The sequence below is a fragment of the Microcystis sp. LE19-131.1A genome (assembly GCF_027532015.1).
Lineage (GTDB): Bacteria > Cyanobacteriota > Cyanobacteriia > Cyanobacteriales > Microcystaceae > Microcystis > Microcystis ichthyoblabe_A.
In genome coordinates this window covers 1-18,210 of sequence record NZ_JAPZSS010000322.1, presented here as the reverse complement: position 1 = coordinate 18,210, position 18,210 = coordinate 1, and the positions used below count along the sequence as shown (strand labels likewise).

17 protein-coding genes, 1 tRNA gene and 1 pseudogene are annotated in these 18,210 nt (G+C 44.0%); 14 read left to right on the top strand and 5 right to left on the bottom strand.

From position 1 onward, the window contains the following. The 3 genes and pseudogenes from O9323_RS22455 to O9323_RS22445 form a co-directional block, all read left to right on the top strand. A pseudogene (locus O9323_RS22455) lies at positions 1–129 on the top strand (RNA-guided endonuclease TnpB family protein); the annotation flags it as partial. Positions 130–183: 54 nt separating this feature from the next. Further along, positions 184–573, top strand: a complete 390-nt coding sequence (locus O9323_RS22450; RefSeq protein WP_288125779.1) for an NUDIX hydrolase — start codon at positions 184–186, stop codon at positions 571–573. A gap of 328 nt (positions 574–901) precedes the next feature. Next, complete coding sequence (locus O9323_RS22445) at positions 902–2,314, top strand: SUMF1/EgtB/PvdO family nonheme iron enzyme (protein ID WP_288125778.1); 1,413 nt, start codon at positions 902–904, stop codon at positions 2,312–2,314. A gap of 627 nt (positions 2,315–2,941) precedes the next feature. Here O9323_RS22445 and O9323_RS22440 read toward each other — a convergent pair. Then, on the bottom strand, positions 2,942–4,024 hold the full coding sequence (locus O9323_RS22440; RefSeq protein WP_024970027.1) for a molecular chaperone DnaJ: 1,083 nt from the start codon (positions 4,022–4,024) through the stop codon (positions 2,942–2,944). 397 nt (positions 4,025–4,421) lie between these two features. On the opposite strand from O9323_RS22440, the gene O9323_RS22435 reads away from it, so the two are divergent. From O9323_RS22435 to O9323_RS22415, 5 genes are all read left to right on the top strand, one after another. Continuing rightward, positions 4,422–5,780 (top strand): CmpA/NrtA family ABC transporter substrate-binding protein, encoded by a 1,359-nt coding sequence (locus O9323_RS22435; protein WP_288125777.1) that lies wholly within the window; start codon positions 4,422–4,424, stop codon positions 5,778–5,780. A gap of 112 nt (positions 5,781–5,892) precedes the next feature. Then, complete coding sequence (gene ntrB / locus O9323_RS22430) at positions 5,893–6,723, top strand: nitrate ABC transporter permease (RefSeq protein ID WP_002751473.1); 831 nt, start codon at positions 5,893–5,895, stop codon at positions 6,721–6,723. Between the two features lie 69 nt (positions 6,724–6,792). Next, positions 6,793–8,811 (top strand): ABC transporter ATP-binding/substrate-binding protein, encoded by a 2,019-nt coding sequence (locus O9323_RS22425; RefSeq protein ID WP_016514940.1) that lies wholly within the window; start codon positions 6,793–6,795, stop codon positions 8,809–8,811. Between the two features lie 79 nt (positions 8,812–8,890). Continuing rightward, the gene (locus O9323_RS22420) at positions 8,891–9,730 is read left to right on the top strand and encodes a nitrate ABC transporter ATP-binding protein (RefSeq protein ID WP_002737031.1); all 840 of its coding nucleotides are present in this window, start codon (positions 8,891–8,893) and stop codon (positions 9,728–9,730) included. Positions 9,731–9,965: 235 nt separating this feature from the next. Next, complete coding sequence (locus O9323_RS22415; protein ID WP_002751476.1) at positions 9,966–10,439, top strand: phosphate-starvation-inducible PsiE family protein; 474 nt, start codon at positions 9,966–9,968, stop codon at positions 10,437–10,439. Positions 10,440–10,598: 159 nt separating this feature from the next. Here O9323_RS22415 and O9323_RS22410 read toward each other — a convergent pair whose 3' ends face one another. Both O9323_RS22410 and O9323_RS22405 read right to left on the bottom strand, forming a co-directional pair. Continuing rightward, positions 10,599–11,111 carry an SH3 domain-containing protein gene (locus O9323_RS22410; RefSeq protein ID WP_002751477.1) on the bottom strand — a complete coding sequence of 171 codons (513 nt, stop codon included), beginning with the start codon at positions 11,109–11,111 and terminating at the stop codon, positions 10,599–10,601. A gap of 12 nt (positions 11,112–11,123) precedes the next feature. Next, the gene (locus O9323_RS22405; protein ID WP_002751478.1) at positions 11,124–12,629 is read right to left on the bottom strand and encodes a Ycf46 family AAA ATPase; all 1,506 of its coding nucleotides are present in this window, start codon (positions 12,627–12,629) and stop codon (positions 11,124–11,126) included. A 598-nt stretch (positions 12,630–13,227) separates the two neighbouring features. On the opposite strand from O9323_RS22405, the gene O9323_RS22400 reads away from it, so the two are divergent. The 4 genes from O9323_RS22400 to O9323_RS22385 all read left to right on the top strand — a co-directional run bounded on the left by O9323_RS22400 (position 13,228) and on the right by O9323_RS22385 (position 16,563). Continuing rightward, positions 13,228–13,761 carry a cupin domain-containing protein gene (locus O9323_RS22400; RefSeq protein ID WP_002751481.1) on the top strand — a complete coding sequence of 178 codons (534 nt, stop codon included), beginning with the start codon at positions 13,228–13,230 and terminating at the stop codon, positions 13,759–13,761. Further along, positions 13,758–14,885, top strand: coding sequence for a DegT/DnrJ/EryC1/StrS family aminotransferase (locus tag O9323_RS22395; RefSeq protein ID WP_002751482.1), 1,128 nt, complete (start codon positions 13,758–13,760; stop codon positions 14,883–14,885). The genes O9323_RS22400 and O9323_RS22395 overlap by 4 nt, the downstream gene beginning before the upstream one ends. Positions 14,886–15,066: 181 nt before the next feature. Next, positions 15,067–16,023, top strand: a complete 957-nt coding sequence (locus O9323_RS22390; protein ID WP_288125776.1) for a DUF4351 domain-containing protein — start codon at positions 15,067–15,069, stop codon at positions 16,021–16,023. Positions 16,024–16,062: 39 nt separating this feature from the next. Continuing rightward, positions 16,063–16,563: a sll1618 family protein gene (locus tag O9323_RS22385; protein ID WP_024969825.1), complete on the top strand. Its 501-nt coding sequence runs from the start codon at positions 16,063–16,065 to the stop codon at positions 16,561–16,563. Between the two features lie 497 nt (positions 16,564–17,060). Here the strand turns inward: O9323_RS22385 and O9323_RS22380 are convergent. After that, positions 17,061–17,132 (bottom strand) — tRNA-Thr (locus tag O9323_RS22380). A 59-nt stretch (positions 17,133–17,191) separates the two neighbouring features. On the opposite strand from O9323_RS22380, the gene O9323_RS22375 reads away from it, so the two are divergent. Further along, on the top strand, positions 17,192–17,446 hold the full coding sequence (locus tag O9323_RS22375; RefSeq protein ID WP_002751490.1) for a DUF3493 domain-containing protein: 255 nt from the start codon (positions 17,192–17,194) through the stop codon (positions 17,444–17,446). Positions 17,447–17,667: 221 nt separating this feature from the next. Next, on the top strand, positions 17,668–17,961 hold the full coding sequence (rbp, locus tag O9323_RS22370) for an RNA-binding regulator (protein WP_272096316.1): 294 nt from the start codon (positions 17,668–17,670) through the stop codon (positions 17,959–17,961). A gap of 59 nt (positions 17,962–18,020) precedes the next feature. Here rbp and O9323_RS22365 read toward each other — a convergent pair. Beyond that, a partial coding sequence (locus O9323_RS22365; protein ID WP_288125775.1) for a hypothetical protein occupies positions 18,021–18,210 on the bottom strand: 190 nt, incomplete at its 5' end.

Sequence of the window (18,210 nt, the reverse complement as noted above, 5' to 3'; positions counted from 1 at the left end):
AGTAAAAATATTTTGGCCGCAGGGCTTGCGGTGTCAGTCTGTCGAGCGACCATAAGACCAGAACAGAGTAAATCTGTTAAGGCAGGTGCGGAACCCCGCAAGGGAAAGAAGCAGAAACCCAAATCGTGAGGTTTGGGAATCACCGTCCGTTTACGGCGGTGAGGATGTCAACCTGTAACTGGGGTGACAATAATTCCCCGGCTTGCTGACGGTACAATTGTTTTAATCCGACGCAGAGACACCGGCAAATGGGCCCTACCGGGGGGAATGATCGATTGGGGGGAAGATATTTTTAATACTGCCCAAAGGGAATTAAAAGAGGAAACAGGATTAAATTTAGTCAGTTTAGGGCGTTTAGTCGGGGTTTATTCCTCTTTTGAACGTGATCCGCGCATTCACTCCATTTCATTGTTAATTGAAGTGACAGCTGTGGGGAATTTTCAGATCAAAGATACATTAGAAGTTAGTGAGGTGAGAGCTTTTAGCGTCGAAACTTTACCTCTAGGCAATCTCAGTCACGATAATGGTCGCCAACTAGAAGATTATCTCAGGGGTGCCACTGTAGTGGCTTGATTTTTTTCTATGTGATGGTGATTTTGTTGATTTAGATAAGACTCACGGTTTGTTTAATTTTTTAAAGGATGATTTTTAAAATTTGCTGTAACCCTTGTCCTGTATTGCTTCTAGTGGTATATTGAAACTAGCTCGCTATTCAATAACTGGAAGGTTGATACTTGGCGATGGATTTGGTAGCATGGCGGCGGAAAAAATCTGCTTATTATGGGCAAACCACAAATCTCTATCGGAATTCCCCTAGTTCCTCACCAGACCAAACCTCTAACCCCCAGAATCTGCTAAGTTACCTAGTAAATCAGTAGCGACTACACTGGTAGAAACCAAAGTGAAGAAGAAGTCAGAGATCCAAATTTTCCTAGCTCACGCTAGTGAGGATAAACCAGCAGTTTTGGCACTGTATAACCGCCTCAAGCAAGCGGGGTATAAACCTTGGTTGGATGAAGAAGACCTGATTGCGGGGCAAATTTGGCGAGATGAAATTCCGAAAGCGATTAAAGCTAGTCAGATTTTTCTGGCCTGTCTGTCAGCGAAATCGGCTAAACAGGGATACATCCAACGGGAGTTGAGGATTGCACTTGATATCTTGGGAGAGATGCTACCGGGGACAATTTTTTTTATCCCCATGAGGTTAGAAGAATGCGAAATTCCTGATCTGCGAAGTGCAGAAGTTGGCTTGAATCTGCGAGATATTCACCGGCTTGATTATTGGAAAGAAAACGGATTTGAGCAACTAGAAAGAGCAATTACCTATCAATTCAAGCTTGAACCAGAAGAGCCAATACAACCGGGAATCGTTCCAGAAGAGCCAAAACAACTGTTATCAGTATTTAACTTTGAGATCGTGCGAGTAAATGCGAAGGGTGAGCAAATCAAAAAAGAGTCGAAACAGTCCCAATATTTCGGGGAAGATTTGGGCAACGACATAACCCTAGAAATGGTCGCCATACCGGGGAGAACATTCACGATGGGTTCACCAGCTGGAGAAGGAGATAATGATGAGAAACCCCAACATCAGGTCACTGTTCCCCCCTTTTTCATGGGCAAATATCCCATAACCCAGGCACAGTGGCAAGCGATCGCCTCTCGCACGGATTTAAAAATTAAACAAGACCTTGAACCCAAACCAGCCTATTTTGAAGACCGTCCCGATAGCGATCGCCGTCCCGTGGAACAAGTTAGTTGGTATGATGCGATCGAGTTCTGCGCGAGATTATCGAAACTATCGAAACTAAGGGGAAGGGAATACCGGCTACCGAGCGAAGCAGAATGGGAATATGCCTGTAGAGCTGGAACCACCACCCCATTTTACTTTGGGGAAACCATTACGGGGGAATTGGCCAACTATGATGCCAGTGATATCTACGCTGGTGAACCCAAAGGAAAATACCGAAAAGAAACAACTCCCGTAGGACAATTTCCGTCTAATGACTTTGGGCTGTATGATATGCACGGCAATGTTTGGGAATGGTGTTTAGATCCGTGGCACGACAGCTATCAGGGTAAAACGCGGACCGATAGCGAAGTTTGGGATAAAGAACAAAGCGCGGAGCAATATTTACTTGATAAAAATAATGTTATACAACTATTAAGTGATAAAAGAATGAGGGTACTACGCGGCGGTTCTTGGCTCGACGATCCGTGGGACTGTCGCAGTGCGAATCGTGACTGGACCGACCCCGACAACCGCAACGACTTCAACATCGGTTTTCGAGTTGTCTGCCGCTTCCCCAGGACTTGATTTCCCTTTATTCTTTTCTCTTTTTCCCTTTTCCGGCGATTTTTTTTATCGCTCATAGTACATATAGACTATTCTTGATACTGTAGAAGAGAACTCTCTAACCCTTTTTCTCTTTTTTCCCTTTTTACCCTCATTCCCTATTTTTTCTCTTTTCCTTTCTTTCCTGCCCTTAGGCGGGTCGATTTTTTTGGGAAAATTGGGGTTAATGTTAAATTTTATACTAAATCTGGTTATTAAAAACTGATTATTTATTCCCCTTTTGCCTTTTGCATGAGTAGAAAACGGGTTTCTCGGAGAAACCCGTTTTCTGTGCATTACTCAACGGATTTAAAAATTAGGTAAAACCCTACACTCGGCCACCGGGAAAAACTTTTTGCCGCATACCCTAAATAGGGTCTGCGGCAAAAAGTAGGGGCGAAGCATTCGGATAGAAAATCTACGGTTTCACCGATAGGTTATTGCCCGAATGCTTCGCCCCTACAGGACACGGGCCGATGAAGACGCAAGGTTTTGAACGACGATTCTCTCAAAATCTTGCACCTGTGAGAGCAAAACAGAACCCTAAAACCCTTACCTCGTCTATATTTCACATTTATTCAGCATACCCTAAATATTGGCTTTCTCTCTTTAACGGCTGATTCCGCGAAGTTGCTCCAGAAGTTGATCAAGAATGTCTTCCATCTCTTCCGGGCTTCTGCCCATCCTGACCGGTCCGCGCAGAAACTCTTTAACCGTTATCTTTTTATCGCGGAAGTCCCGGACAAAATTATAGATTTTTTCGGTGGATTGAACTTGTAATTTCATCTCCTCTAGCATTTGCTCAATCGGGTCGATGCCATCCTTCTCACAAGCGCGACTGGCCCTCACCATCTCGCCTTCCGGGGTATTTCGCACCGAGCGCAGTTCTCTTTTCAGGTTCTCGTATTGCTTTTTGAGTAGTTCGTTATTGGTTTCAACCCTCTCGCACTGTCGTTGGAGGTCGCTTTCCGATGAGCCTTCAACCTCGAAAGTGTCCCCCATTTGATACTGTCGTTCGATTTCGAGCAGTTTGGCAATATCTCCCTCTTTATAGGCACGGTTGACTTCCTTCATAATCTCGTTGTGACGCATCCGAGTTTCGGGGTCTGTAACCTTGTCGGGGTGAAAAATCTCGGCCATTCTCAGGAAAGTGCGGCGTATTTGTCTAGATTCAGGAGATTTAGGCGAGCTTTCAGGTGATATCTCTGCTCCATCATCGTGACGGCCATAGGAGTCTTCCCCAGAGAAGAAATCCTGCGCGGATTGCTCCGATGATCCTTCTGGTTCTTCGTCTCCGAAAAGTTCGTCTAGTTCTTCATCTCCATCCTCAAATTTTGGGCTAATCACCCCCGTTAACTGAAGTGTCTCGTAAATTCCGAGAATCCTTTTTTTTGTCTGCTGCCCCATTTTTCTAGCAGTGAGGATTTCGTCAAAAAAGGCGTGTATTTCGCGGTCGAGGTCGGTAAGTTTTTCATAGAGAGGTTGCCCTCTCTGGAAAATCTCCGTCGCTAAGGAACGCATCTGGTCGAGGAATTTCTTCAGTTCGTTGCGTTTTCTGCCAATCTGCTTGAGGAGCCACTGATGCTCCTCCTCTAAAGCTTGGAGACGAAAATGTAGGGAAGACAGAGCCAAGGAAGGAGAGGTAGGCGAATCAGAGGAGTTCGGTGATTTCGGCTTTTTAGATCTGGTCATTACTTTGAGGTGAAAGCATATTGTCCATTCTACCAAGCCGGAAGGAACCGCATTCCTAAAACTCACCCTTGGCTCGTTTTGTTGTTTCTCCCCACCTCCCTGCTCCCCATCACCCCTGCTCCAGCGCCCTACGGAAACCTTTTTAAGTGGCTAGAAGCTAGATATATCAATGGTCTTAATTAATTCTTATCAATCGAATTAAATTTTTGTACATAAAATTCTCGCTCAGATTAATTATTTTTTCCAAATTCCGCTAGACTTATTTAGTAAGTTCAATCGAGATTCAATATTCCATAGCTAAATTTCTATAGCACAGGCTAGAAGGAAAGTTTAGCGAGGGATTCCTTTACCCATAATTCAGCACACATACTTGCTTTAGCAGCAGGCAGGAGATTCTATGTCAAATTTTTCGAGACGGAAATTTTTAACCACGGCGGCAGTTTCAACAGCAGGGGCTGTTGTCCTGAAAGGTTGTTTGGGTAATCCCCCCGACAGTACGGGTGGAACCAGCACCACCGCGCCCGCTTCCCCGGTTGCTTCTCCCGTAGCGGTGGCCCCCGGAGAGGCTCCTGAAACCACCAAAATTAAATTAGGTTATATTCCTATCGTTGAGGCCGCACCCTTAATTATTGCCAAGGAAAAAGGCTTTTTCGCCAAACACGGGATGCCCGATGTGGAGGTCTCCAAACAAGCAAACTGGGGATCTGCTAGAGATAACGTCGAAATTGGCGCAGATGCGGGCGGAATTGACGGGGGACAGTGGCAAATGCCCATGCCTTACCTAATTTCCGAGGGACTAATCACCAAAAATAACGTTAAAGTCCCCATGTATGTGTTAGCGCAGTTAAACACCCAGGGTAACGGAATTGCGATCGCAAGTAAACACGAGGGCAAAAATATCGGTTTAGACCTGAAACCCGCCAAAGATTACATCCTCGGCATGAAAACGACGGGAACTCCCTTCAAAGCCGCCTATACTTTCCCGAAAGCTAACCAAGACTTCTGGATTCGTTACTGGTTAGCCGCCGGTGGTATTAACCCCGATACGGATATTAACCTAATTGCCGTACCCGCAGCCCAAACCGTGGCCAACATGAAAACGGGAACCATGGATGCGTTTAGTACCGGCGATCCTTGGCCGGCGCGAATTGTGGCTGATCAGATCGGTTTTATGTCAGCTTTAACCGCAGAAATCTGGCCCTATCACCCAGAAGAATACCTCGCTATCCGCGCCGATTGGGTGGATAAAAACCCGAAAGCCACCAAAGCGGTGTTAAAAGGAGTTATGGAAGCGCAGCAATGGCTCGATCAGGAGGCAAATCGGGCAGAAGCGGCGGCAATTCTCGCTAAACCGGCTTATTTCAACCTCAAAGAAGAAATTATCGCAGGTCCCCTCAAAGGAATACAGAAAATGGGTGACGGCAAACCGGAAATCACCGACAAAAATAAAGGGGTTTTCTACTGGAAAGATCCCGCCGGTAGCGTTTCCTATCCCTACAAGAGTCATGATCTCTGGTTTTTAACCGAAAGTGTTCGTTGGGGTTTCTTGCCGAAAGAAACTTTAACCACTGCCTCAACATTAATCGACAAAGTTAACCGCGAGGATCTTTGGAAAGCGGCAGCTACAGAATTAGGAGTTCCCGCGGCCGATATTCCCACCAGTACCTCCCGGGGTGTCGAAAAATTCTTTGATGGCAAAACTTTTGATCCTGCCAATCCCCAAGCTTATCTCGATAGTTTGGAGATCAAAAAATAGCGAGCTTTTCTCGATAGCCTAGGGGCATAAAATATCTAGTCTATTAATCCCAAAAATGTTTTCTTCTCTCCCCAATCAAGTAACTTTATCTTCAACAAAGGAAAACGGCAAAATGGCAAGTAGCGTCAGCAGAACAGGTAAAGGTGGTTTCAACTTCGGTAAATTCTGGAAAAAGCATTCCCATGACATTCTTCCCCCCATTATCGGTACCCTGGGTTTTCTGATTGTTTGGCAATTAGTCTCGATGCTGGGATTAATCAAATTACCCCCCCCATCCGACCTAATCACCAATGAACGGACTCGTACTTATTTAATGTATCCTTTCTTTGATCGTGGGGGCATTGATAAGGGACTATTCTGGCAAACTTTAGCGAGTCTGCAACGGGTATTAATCGGTTATTTTTTTGCCGCAGTGGTTGGTATTGGCGTTGGGATTATGGTCGGTTTAAATTCTTTCTTAAATAAGGCACTCGATCCCCTTTTCCAATTCCTGAGAACAGTTCCTCCTCTTGCTTGGGTTCCCCTATCTTTGGCCGCTTTACAACAAAACCAACCTGCCGCTTTATTCGTTATCTTTATTACCGCAGTTTGGCCGATTTTGATTAATACCACCGTCGGTGTCCAACAAATTCCCCAAGACTATATCAACGTTAAACAAGTCTTGCAATTGTCCAGCAAAAAATTCTTTTTCAAGATATTAATTCCCTCGGCTCTTCCCTACATCTTCACTGGTTTGAGAATTGCGATCGGTTTAGCTTGGTTAGCGATTATTGCGGCTGAAATCGTTATGTCGGGTATCGTCGGTATCGGTTTCTTTATCTGGGATGCCTACCAAAATAACTACATCAGCGATATTATTCTTGCGCTGTTTTATATCGGTGGTGTGGGTTTATTGCTCGATCGCTTTATGGCTTGGTTGCAAACTCAAATCGTTCGTCAATAGGGAATCAATGGGGAAACTTTCCCCATTTCTAAATAACTGAAACTTGAGCCAATTTAAGGAGAAAAAACTATGAGTTTGTTTGTCGCTGTCGATAACATCGATAAAGTATTCCCCCTCAGTGGTGGCGGTGAATATGTGGCCTTGAAAGGTATCGATTTACAGATAAAAAAAGGGGAATTTATCTCCCTTATCGGTCACTCCGGTTGCGGAAAATCCACCCTCTTAAACATGATCGCTGGTTTAGATTTGCCCACGGAAGGAGTGGTGACTTTGCAAGGTCAAAGCATTAAAAAACCGGGGCCTGATCGCATGGTAGTCTTCCAAAACTATTCCCTTTTACCCTGGTTAACCGTCAAAGAAAATATCACTCTAGCCGTCGATCAAGTTCTCGCCCAACTATCAGAAGACGAAAGAAAAGCTGAAGTCGAAAAATATATCGATCTGGTCAATCTTCGTCATGCAGTGGATAAACGTCCCAACGAATTATCGGGGGGGATGAAACAACGGGTAGCGATCGCTCGCGCCCTAGCCATCCGTCCGAAAGTCCTGCTTTTAGATGAACCCTTTGGGGCGTTAGATGCCCTGACTAGAGGTAATCTACAGGAACAGTTAATGCAGCTGTGCGAAGAATACCAAATGACCTCGGTAATGGTGACGCACGATGTGGATGAGGCAGTTCTATTATCCGATCGCATCGTCATGCTCACCAACGGCCCCGGCTCAAAAATTGGCGGTATTTTGGAAGTAGATATCCCCCGTCCCCGCAAACGCATGGAAGTGGTGGAACACCCCAGTTACTACAGTCTCCGGAGTGAAATTATCTATTTCCTCAACCAACAAAAACGGATCAAAAAACTACGCGCTCGCAAAGTCGAAGTAATTGCCCGTCACGGTTTAGAAAAAGTCAATCTAGAAATCGGTTTTGTTCCCCTCACCGCTTGCGCGCCCCTAGCAGTGGCCAAAGAAAAGGGATTCTTCACTAAACATGGTCTAGATGAGGTAAATTTGGTCCGGGAAACCAGTTGGCGAGGCGTTGTGGACGGGATCGCGGGGGGATTCCTCGACGGGGCGCAAATGCCTTCGGGAATGCCCACCTGGTTAACCGTCGGTGGTTATCAGGAGCAACCTTTGCCGATTGTCAGCGCCCTGACTATGACTCGTAACGGTAACGGTGTCACCCTCGCTAAACGCTTCTATGACGAGGGGGTGATTGACGGTAACGCCTTAAGACAGATGCTATTGGAATCGAGGGATCAGCGCCATATTTTTGGCATTGTTCACCCCTCCTCGATGCACAATTTGCTCCTACGTTACTGGTTAGCGGCAGCGGGAATTGACCCCGATAAAGACGTTCACCTCGAAACTATTCCCCCGGCCCAAATGGTAGCCGACCTGAAAACCGGTAGTATTGACGGTTACTGTGTCGGTGAACCTTGGAATCTCAGGTCCGCCATGGAGGGTATCGGTTACACCGTCGCCACCGACTTAGAAATCTGGCAGGGCCACCCGGGTAAGGCCCTGGGAGTCCGGGAAGATTGGGCCAATAAATACCCTAATACCCACGTCGCTTTAGTTAAAGCACTGCTGGAAGGTTGTCGCTACTGTGCCGAGGAAGGGAATCAGGAAGAAATTCGTCGAATCCTCGCCAGTCGTCAGTACCTTAGTACCAATATCGATTATATCCAACTGGGTGATCCCAACTCCTATGCGTGCAGTCTCGATCGACCGATGAAAGAATATGCACACCATCTGTTCTATGGAGATGGGGTAAATCGTCCCAGTCGTACCGAACACCTCTGGATGATGACCCAAATGGCACGCTGGGGCCACATTCCTTTCCCCCGTAACTGGGTAGAAATTCTCGAACGCGTCTGTCGGGTGGGTGTCTTTAGTACCGCGGCCCGGGAATTGGGTCTAGGGGATATTAAATATCGTCGCACACCGATCCTTTTATTCGATGGTATCGAGTTTGATGCCGAGGATCCGATCGGTTATCTCAATAGTTTAGAGATCAAACAAAACGTCACTATGGCCGAAGTGGCTATTGATGCTCGTCCTAGTGCCAGTGAATCCCGCAAAATTGCCTAAAAATCGACTAAGGGGATAATTCCTAACCAATTATCCCTAGCCATTGCTCCTATTATCTAATTTCCCCCAAAGACTAATCATGTACACCACCACCGACACCGTTAACCGAGTAACCCAGACCCCCACTAAAGAAGCTTTTGTTACCATTGAAGGAGTTTCTAAGGTTTATCCCACTCCCAGAGGCCCCTACACCGTCCTCAAGGATGTTAATCTCAGCATCAATGAAGGTGAATTTATCTGCGTGATCGGTCACTCTGGTTGCGGTAAATCGACCCTATTAAATATGGTGTCGGGTTTTTCTTCTCCCACCGATGGCATCGTTAAAGTTAACGGTAAGACAATTACTAAACCCGGTCCCGATCGCATGGTAGTGTTTCAAAACTATGCTTTATTGCCTTGGTTAAGCGTTTTTGAAAATGTCTATCTCGCGGTAGATGCGGTGTCTCCCAATGCTCCAGAGGCACAAAAACGCTCGATCGTGCGCGACCATTTAGCTATGGTGGGTTTAACCGAAGCTATGGACAAAACCCCTCCCCAAATCTCCGGGGGGATGAAACAACGGGTTTCGATCGCCCGGGCCCTTTCTATCCGTCCGGAAGTGTTGATTCTTGATGAACCTTTCGGCGCTTTGGATGCGATTACCAAAGAGGAATTACAGGAAGAATTGCTGAAAATCTGGCAAGATAAACGCTGTACGGTGTTGATGATTACCCACGATATCGATGAGGCTCTTTTCCTCGCTGATAAGCTGGTGATGATGACCAATGGACCAGAAGCGAAAATCGGCGAAGTGATGAATATTCATTTCCCCCGTCCCCGCGATCGGGAGAGAATTATGGAGGATCCGGAATATTATCGTCTGCGTAACTATGCCCTCGACTTCCTCTATAATCGTTTCGCTCACGATGATGTCAGCTAGATGCGAGCATTTGTATTAGTTTGGGGTGCGGTTGACTTAAAAGCGATCGCACCTAGATTTTTTTTTTAGGGAAGCCTTCTTCAAGTAAGATTATTTCTAAGTAGGTAGATTTTAAAAATTGTCAGATACCCCCCTTATTAAGGGGGGATCAAGGGGGGATCAGCTTACTTATTAACTAAATAGAACAATTAGCAATAAAATACAATAATAATTTTTACTTTTTACTTAATTGATCATGCTCAAACAGATACGGAAACTACTTATCAATTTTGGTCAACAATGGCGCGATGAAGATTTCATGAGGTCGATTCATCTCATTGAAAACATAGTTTCTAAGGTTTTATCCGTAGCCTTAATTGTTGTTATTATTGTTTCTCTTTATGATCTAGTAGTTATCTTAATCCAAGATTTATTTACTACGGAACCCGTCGGTTTTTTTAGTAAAACTTTAATTGAAATCTTCGGATTATTTCTCAATATTTTAATCGCCTTAGAGTTATTAGAAAACGTCACTGCTTACTTAAGAAAACACATCGTACAGGTTGAATTAGTCGTAGTTACGGCTTTAATTGCCATCTCTCGAAAAATTATTATTTTCGATCCCAAGAAATACAGTAAAGATGATTTAATTGCGCTCACCGTGGGAACCTTAGCTTTAGCGGCAAGTTATTGGTTAATCAGAAAAGTTAATCGCGATAATCGCTCTTGAAGTAGTGATTGAATACCTAGACAGAATTAATCACAGATATTTTTTACTTCTGGAGTTGAGCAGTTCTGGGGTTCTCTCCTGCCAGAGTGTCAATTTAATTTTGTCCAATTACTGATTAGGGAAAGGGGTAGATTTAGAAAACCTAACCCTTATAAATATTTACTCGACTCTGGAAATATTACCCGCTTTAATCCAACCTTCGCGACCATCGGACAGACGCACGCGATGCCATTGCCCATCGCTGCTGGTTCCCACCACACTGACTTTAGTATTATAATCCAGACCGCCGAGACGAGTGGATTCACTGGTAGGTTCCGAGCGCAGACTTAAACCGCTTTGCCATGTCACCCGCGCTTGATAACCCTCGGATGTGGTTTCTTTTTTTGTTTCTTCGGGACTGGGTTTCGGGGCAGCTTTTGGTGCTGGGGCAGCTGTGGGAGACTCTTTCACCTCAGCTTGGGGTTGTTCTTGGACGGGAGTAGTGGGGATGGGTTTAGCGGCTTTTTCCTCCTTAGTTTCCTCTTTTTTCTCCTCGGTAAAGACGGGTTTAGGAGGATTAGAATTCATACCAGAGAGAAGTATATAGGCGACAGCAGTGGCCCCACCGACTAAAATGACCACTCCCAGGACAAAACCAACCATAAATTGTAATAAACCAGATAAACGCTTCATATTGGTGCTAAATTAACTGTTAGGATTAACATTAAAACGATCATCGCGAGAGGCTAAACGAGCTTTACCGGACTTGGCCCAATCCTGTAGAAACTGGATCTGTTCTTGAGCAGTGCGGGCTAGGGGTATAATCTGACTAGCGGCCTCAAGCACATCATCGGTGCTAAAGTCGCGATTTTGACTAAACCCGATGTGCATCGCTTCCACGATGGTTTGTTCGATTTCTGCCCCCGAAAAATCAGGAGTTTCGTAGGCTAGTCGCTTTATATCATAACTTTTTAGATTATGGGGCCGGACTTTCCCCAGATGAACGCTAAAAATCTCCTCGCGGGACTTTTGGCTAGGTAGTCCGACAAAAAATATCTCATCGAAGCGTCCTTTTCGCAACATTTCCGGGGGCAAAGATTGGATGTTATTAGCCGTAGCGACGACAAAAACTGGCGATTGTTTCTCCGCTAACCAAGTGATAAAAGTCCCGAAAACCCGTCCGGTGGTTCCTCCGTCGCCTTTTCCCTCCGCTCCGGCGAAAGCTTTATCGATTTCGTCTATCCACAGCACACAGGGAGCTAAAGCTTCGGCGAGATTAATCATCTGACGGGTGCGCGATTCCGATTCTCCCACCAATCCGCCAAATAAACGCCCCACGTCTAGACGTAGTAGGGGTAAGTGCCAATGATGGGAAATAGCTTTCGCTGTCAGGGATTTACCCGTCCCTTGAATTCCCACCAATAGTAAACCCCGGGGATTGGGTAAACCGTAGGCGCGGGCGCGTTCACTAAAAGCACCACCGCGACGAATCAGCCAATCTTTGAGATTATCTAGGCCGCCGATGTCAGAAATCTGCTCTGTGGCGGGATAAAAGTCCAATATCTGGGTTTGACGAATCGATTGGCGTTTTTCTGCCAAAATTAATTCCACGTCCTCTGGCTCAATTTTGCCGTGACTGGCTAAACATTTAGCTAAAACCCGACGAATTCTCTCTAGGGATAATCCTTGGGCAGAAAGCACTAATTCATCGAGGAGTGGTTCTTTGACGGGTTGTCCGGTGGCAGCGATTAATCGCTGAATTTCCTGTTTAATTTCTTCGCCACTGGGGAGGGGAAAATCGACGACGGTGATTACTTCGGTGAGATCCGAGGGGATAGACAGTTCGGAAGCGACGATAATTAGGTTTTTAGGCTGAGATTTCAGGGAACGGGCAAGATTACGCAATTTTCTGGCGATGGAAATATCTTCGAGAAAGCGCTGGAAATCGCGTAAAATCATGATGGCGGCGATGTTAGTCGGCAGCTTTTCGACGAACTCAAGAGCTTGCAGGGGATTACGCCGAGCAAAGTTCTCATTATTGGGATTATCTTGATAACCATCCACAAAATCCCAGACATAGACAGCACGGTTATTGCTCTGTTTGGCAATATCGGCGATCGCTTTTTCGAGACGTTCTTCTTCTAAGGTGGTAATATAGATGAGAGGATAGCGCGCCCGCAGCAGTAATTGAAATTCTTCACCAAAGCTCATAGCTATTCGTCTATAGTTTTTGCTATTTATATCATCATCAGAAAATATAGCAGTTAGCCGTCAGTCAAATAAGGATGGCAGGTAAGCCGTACACTACATTTTAAGATAAGTTAAGCTCGTCTATAAAAAGATTTTAAAAAAACCAATTTACGCTTGTATTTTTTTAAATGTATGGTATAATGTCATTGCCTTAATCCAGATTAAACCTGTATTAACTAAATCAATATCTTATTAATTAGATTAAGCTTTAGTAAATTAAATCGGCCCATTAGGAGGGTAAGCCAATCTTAACAATCCTTGATCAAATAAACTTTATGTGAGTTGCTTACCCAGAGGCTGGTTCAGGCATATTTAAGTAGAATTTGCCATCTCAATTGTTAAGCAAAAATCAACCAAATGGGTCGAGTTCGTAACTATGATGATTGACTGGTATCACTTGAAATGCCGACGCGGATCACAAGTCAATTGTCAATAGCGTTTGAGATGCTCTCACCCTGGCCTATTAGGGGTAACAAAAGTTAGTCATAGGTTGGCCGTTTCTTTTCTGTAAATTAATTTCAGCCTTTCTCACAACCATTTCCTAAGGAGGGTTCAATTCATGTTTAAACTAGCTGCAGACTTTTTATCTTTGGATTTTCTCTGCCGACCAAATCAGAAAAATAAGCCAGAAAGTAAATTTAACTCTTTGCCAATTTCTCAAATCATGAAAGAGGGTAAAGTTTTAGCGATAATTCTCCGACGAGAGTTTAACCAAGAGGGAGTTCATTTCCTAACTCCCGACGATTTTTCCCAACAGTTGGCCTATATGAGACACCCGACGGGAAAAAGTATTATGCCCCACGTTCATAACAAAGTACAACGGGAAGTATTTTTTACCCAGGAAGTCTTAATTATCAAAAAAGGAAAACTGCGGGTAGATTTCTATGATGACGACCAAAAATATCTAGAAAGTCATATATTGAGAGATGGGGATGTGGTTTTATTGATCCAAGGTGGCCATGGTTTCCAAGTCTTAGAAGAAATAGAAATGATTGAAGTAAAACAGGGTCCCTATGTTGGTAATCAGGATAAAGCTCGCTTTACAGGAATTGAGGAAACCTTGGTTAAAATGGCAGGAGCAGAGATAGAATGAGTAGCTTTATTCCTGTCAATGAGCCACTACTTGCGGGCAAGGAAAAACAGTATCTTAACGAATGTATTGATAGCGGTTGGATTTCTTCGGAAGGTCCCTTCGTTGAGAAGTTTGAAGAAAAATTTGCCCTCGCTGTTGGGCGAAAGTATGCCGTTTCCGTGTGCAATGGTTCTATGGCCTTAGAAGCGGCCATCGTCGCTTTAGGAATTGGTTCGGGGGATGAAGTGATTCTTCCCACTTTTACCATCATTTCCTGCGCGGCCGCCATTGTCAAAGCCGGGGCGATTCCCGTGGTGGTGGACTGCGAAGCGCAGACTTGGAACATGGATATCGCTCAGATAGAGGCAAAAATCACGCCCCGCACTAAAGCGATAATGGTGGTTCATATCTACGGATTACCGGTGGCAATGACTCCAGTTTTAGAATTAGCTCAAAAATACGGTTTGAAAATTATTGAAGATGCGGCGGAAATGCACGGTCAAACCTATCAAGGTAAACCCTGTGGTAGTTTCGGTGATATCAGCATCTTTAGTTTTTATTCCAACAAACATATTACCACTGGGGAAGGGGGCATGATTGTCACCAACCAAGAGGATATTTTTGAGCGTTGTCGTTCCCTGAGAAATTTATATTTTCAGCCCCAACGACGTTTTATTCACGAAGAACTGGGCTGGAATCTGAGGATGACTAATCTGCAAGCGGCAGTGGGTTTAGCCCAATTAGAACAGCTAGAAACTTTTGTCCAGCGCAAAAGAAAAATGGGCAGACGCTACAGGGAATTATTGCAAAATATCCCCTGTCTAGAATTGCCTCTACCTCAAACTGATTATGCCGAAAATATTTATTGGGTTTATGGTATTGTTCTCAAAGATGAGGTTAACTTTGATGCTATGAAAGCGATGAAACGCCTCAAAGAACATCAGATTGGTACGCGTCCTTTTTTCTGGTGTATGCACGAACAACCGGTATTTCACAAAATGGGATTATTGCAAAATATTTCCTGTCCCGTGGCTGAAAGACTGGCGCGCAGGGGTTTTTATCTGCCTAGCGGTTTAGCTCTCACAGACGAGCAAATTGAGCGAGTAGCCCAAGCAGTTCGGCAAGTTTTTGCTGAGGTTGGGTAGGGATGAAAAATTGATAAAAATTTTTTGAATAAAAACCAACTTTTATGGTAATTGGCATGGAAGGCAATATCGAGGATTTAATTTCTTTGTCTCCTAGCGCTGGTCATTGGAAAATCCTTGATAATTACTACAAAAAGGTATGAAGATAAGCTGAAGGATTCCTCGTTTATAATTATTAGGTATGAATAATGTTATTGACCATGATCGTTTATTTAAGGAATTAATTGCGACTTTTTTTGTTGAATTTATTCAGTTATTTTTTCCTGAGATTATCAATTATTTAGAGCTTAATCAGATCACATTTTTAGACAAGGAAGTCTTTACCGATGTCACGGAAGGAGAAAAGTATGAAAGTGATTTAGTCGCTCAAGTTCAATTTCGAGGACAATCATCATTTTTCTTAATTCATCTAGAAGCACAGTCTAGCTCTCAACCAGAATTTAATCGGCGAATGTTTACTTATTTCGCTCGTCTGCATCAAAAATTTGCCTTACCAGTTTATCCCATTGTCATATTCTCCTATGAGCGTCCGCAAAAAGAAGCAATTCGTCAATATAAAATTGAGTTTCCTGACTTAAAAGTGTTAGAATTTAACTATCAAGTTGTCCAGTTAAATCGCTTGAATTGGCGAGATTTTATCAATCAAGCTAATCCCGTCGCAGCCGCTTTGATGGCTAAGATGAAAATTGATGCTCGCGATAGAGCAAAAGTTAAAGCACAATGTCTAAGATTATTGGTAACATTAAGATTAGATGCCGCTAGAATGCAATTGATTTCAGGCTTTGTCGATACCTATCTCAATCTCAACTCGTCCGAGGAGATAGAATTTCAACAGGAGATTAGCACATTTATTCAACCCGAACAGGAGGGAGTTATGCAGATTACCACCAGTTGGATGCGCCGCGGTTTAGAACAGGGTTTAGAACAGGGTTTAGAACAAGGTTTAGAACAAGGTTTAGCAAGAGAAAGAAATCTAATTATTCGTCTGATTAAACGTAAGTTAGGAGCTATTGATGTGGCTCTAGAGAGTCGGATTATGACCTTGAATATTGATGATCTAGAACGAGCGGGGGAAGCTTTATTGGATTTTTCAACAGGGGAGGATTTAACTAATTGGTTAAATAATTTAGATGCTTAGTATTTTTCTATTAAACTTCACAGAAGGCTATTTATTATTATGGGTATAACTTTTGAAAATGCTATCCAACAAACTCAAGATTTACTAAGTAAAATTCAGTCTTTAGATACCGATACAATCACTCAAAAACTTACTGAGTTAGTCTCCACAGAAAATGGAGCCAGAGGATTCTTTGTTACTTATTCAACCAGCGATTTATCCTATACGGAATATCCTAGTTTGGAGGTAATCACCGCTTTAAAAACTTCCCCGACATTGGTGAATGAATTATTAGTTAAAAATCTGGTCATGTCCACGGCAATGGTCATCTATCATCGCAGTCAAGGAGACGAAGAAAATGCTCGAGGTTCTGAGAAAGTCCAAGAAAAAACCAGTCAACTAATTAAGCAGTTATTATCGCCAGCCTTGGGGGAAAAATTACGACAATTAGCTACCAGTTTAAACACAGGACAAGGAGAATATCAAGCCTTTCTAGAACGCTGGGGATATGACGATTGCCAACGTCAAGCGATCGCAGAAATTATTCAAACTTTTCTTTAGTAACTAGCTGATTTTTTACCAAAGATTTCGCCCAAAATAGGGAACGATCGGTTAGAGGAATTAACTCTTTTACCTCTTGTTGGCTCTTCTCGACTTTGTGTGATAATTTTTGCTTATGGAATCGTGAAATGTTGACGGAGAAAGACTTTTACGACTATTTTGCCGAAGAAACTATCAGTATAGGCTTCGTTTCCACACAGAAACCGGAAGAGCCTCTTGTTTGCTGCTAAAATGGCTTATTGAAGTCAATCGGCTCTCTTACTCTTGGTGTGATAAGTTTAACTTATATAAGACCGATCAATCTTTGTGTCTTTGTGGTTCGTTCCATTCGCTCGCCAGTGGGAATGTATCTGAGAATAGATTTTACCCACCAAACCCAAGAGAGCCGCAAATCCCCGGCAAAGGCCTTAGGGGGTTTTGCCATAGCCGCCACAAAACCAAGGCATTTAACCACTGTACCAGTATTTCTTAGTCAACTTCCGGGAGGTAAAACCCCAAGCCGATGATGGGATTTGAACCCACGACCAATTGATTACGAATCAACTACTCTACCACTGAGCTACATCGGCACATTGCCAGTCTCCGATTATATCACGGACAATAGATACAAAGCTAGAAAGATTTTTTTATGAGCAAATCCCCTCGACTCGATCCCCAAAAATACGCCCGATTGAAAGAGGAAGCTGCTAATCCCTACCGAGGTCTGCGGCAGTTTATCTATCTCGGTTTAGGTGCTTCCGGTTTTATTGGTGCGGTGGTTTTTCTGGCCCAATTAGCGGCAGGCAGGGACGTAGCCACCGCTTTACCCAATTTTGCCCTACAAATCGGTGTGGTGGCCCTGATGATTTGGTTATTTCGTCGGGAAAAAAAAGCTGGCGGTTGAGGGAGTAGCCACCGATAGCCAAAATAGTCTCTTCCCCTGAAGCATAAAAGTTAACATTAACTCCAGTCTTTTCGTGTTATGATCGAGGCGAGAGTCAAGATTAGTGTTCAAGTTCGTTTTCAGTATTAATTCGGTAAGTCTTTTACTTTAGTATTGTTCGGCTTCTCCCTGAATTTTGTGTCTCCACACCGTTTCGAGTATTGTTCGAGGATTCAAGTATTATGTCTATTTTTGTTGGTAATCTCTCTTACGAGATTTCCCAAGATGATCTGGTCGAGGTCTTTCAAGACTACGGCAAGGTCCAAAGAGTCCATATTCCCGTTGACAAAGAGACAGGCCGCAAACGCGGTTTTGCCTTCGTGGAAATGGAAAATAAAGCCCAGGAAGCCAAAGCGATTGAGGCACTAGATGGCGCTGACTGGATGGGGCGATCAATTAAAGTTAACGAAGCCCGCGAGCGTGAAGAGCGTGCGCCCTTCAATGGTGGTGGTGGTGACAGAAAAAAACGCTATTAAGCTTTTTTTGTGAATAATTGTGGGAGGGTGGACAGGGTTCACCCTTTTTTTGTCGTTAATTAGGGTTTGCGGCAAAAAGTTTTTCGTGGGGGCAGGGTGTGGGGTGTGGCAGCAATTCTCATTTTGATGCTAGAAGCAGATTTTAGCACCCCCACCAAAAATGTCATAACCCTCATAATGACTGAATAGCTGAAATTACACCCGTCCAACACTGATTGGCGATCGCGATTTTGCCACCTGTTAAATCTC

Bases quoted from the DNA above. Each gene is read 5' to 3' on its own strand.
- O9323_RS22440 (WP_024970027.1), bottom strand. From the start codon at position 4,024: ATGACCAGATCTAAAAAGCCGAAATCACCGAACTCCTCTGATTCGCCT.
- O9323_RS22435 (WP_288125777.1), top strand. From the start codon at position 4,422: ATGTCAAATTTTTCGAGACGGAAATTTTTAACCACGGCGGCAGTTTCA.
- ntrB (WP_002751473.1), top strand. From the start codon at position 5,893: ATGGCAAGTAGCGTCAGCAGAACAGGTAAAGGTGGTTTCAACTTCGGT.
- O9323_RS22425 (WP_016514940.1), top strand. From the start codon at position 6,793: ATGAGTTTGTTTGTCGCTGTCGATAACATCGATAAAGTATTCCCCCTC.
- O9323_RS22420 (WP_002737031.1), top strand. From the start codon at position 8,891: ATGTACACCACCACCGACACCGTTAACCGAGTAACCCAGACCCCCACT.
- O9323_RS22415 (WP_002751476.1), top strand. From the start codon at position 9,966: ATGCTCAAACAGATACGGAAACTACTTATCAATTTTGGTCAACAATGG.
- O9323_RS22410 (WP_002751477.1), bottom strand. From the start codon at position 11,111: ATGAAGCGTTTATCTGGTTTATTACAATTTATGGTTGGTTTTGTCCTG.
- O9323_RS22405 (WP_002751478.1), bottom strand. From the start codon at position 12,629: ATGAGCTTTGGTGAAGAATTTCAATTACTGCTGCGGGCGCGCTATCCT.
- O9323_RS22400 (WP_002751481.1), top strand. From the start codon at position 13,228: ATGTTTAAACTAGCTGCAGACTTTTTATCTTTGGATTTTCTCTGCCGA.
- O9323_RS22395 (WP_002751482.1), top strand. From the start codon at position 13,758: ATGAGTAGCTTTATTCCTGTCAATGAGCCACTACTTGCGGGCAAGGAA.
- O9323_RS22390 (WP_288125776.1), top strand. From the start codon at position 15,067: ATGAATAATGTTATTGACCATGATCGTTTATTTAAGGAATTAATTGCG.
- O9323_RS22385 (WP_024969825.1), top strand. From the start codon at position 16,063: ATGGGTATAACTTTTGAAAATGCTATCCAACAAACTCAAGATTTACTA.
- O9323_RS22375 (WP_002751490.1), top strand. From the start codon at position 17,192: ATGAGCAAATCCCCTCGACTCGATCCCCAAAAATACGCCCGATTGAAA.
- rbp (WP_272096316.1), top strand. From the start codon at position 17,668: ATGTCTATTTTTGTTGGTAATCTCTCTTACGAGATTTCCCAAGATGAT.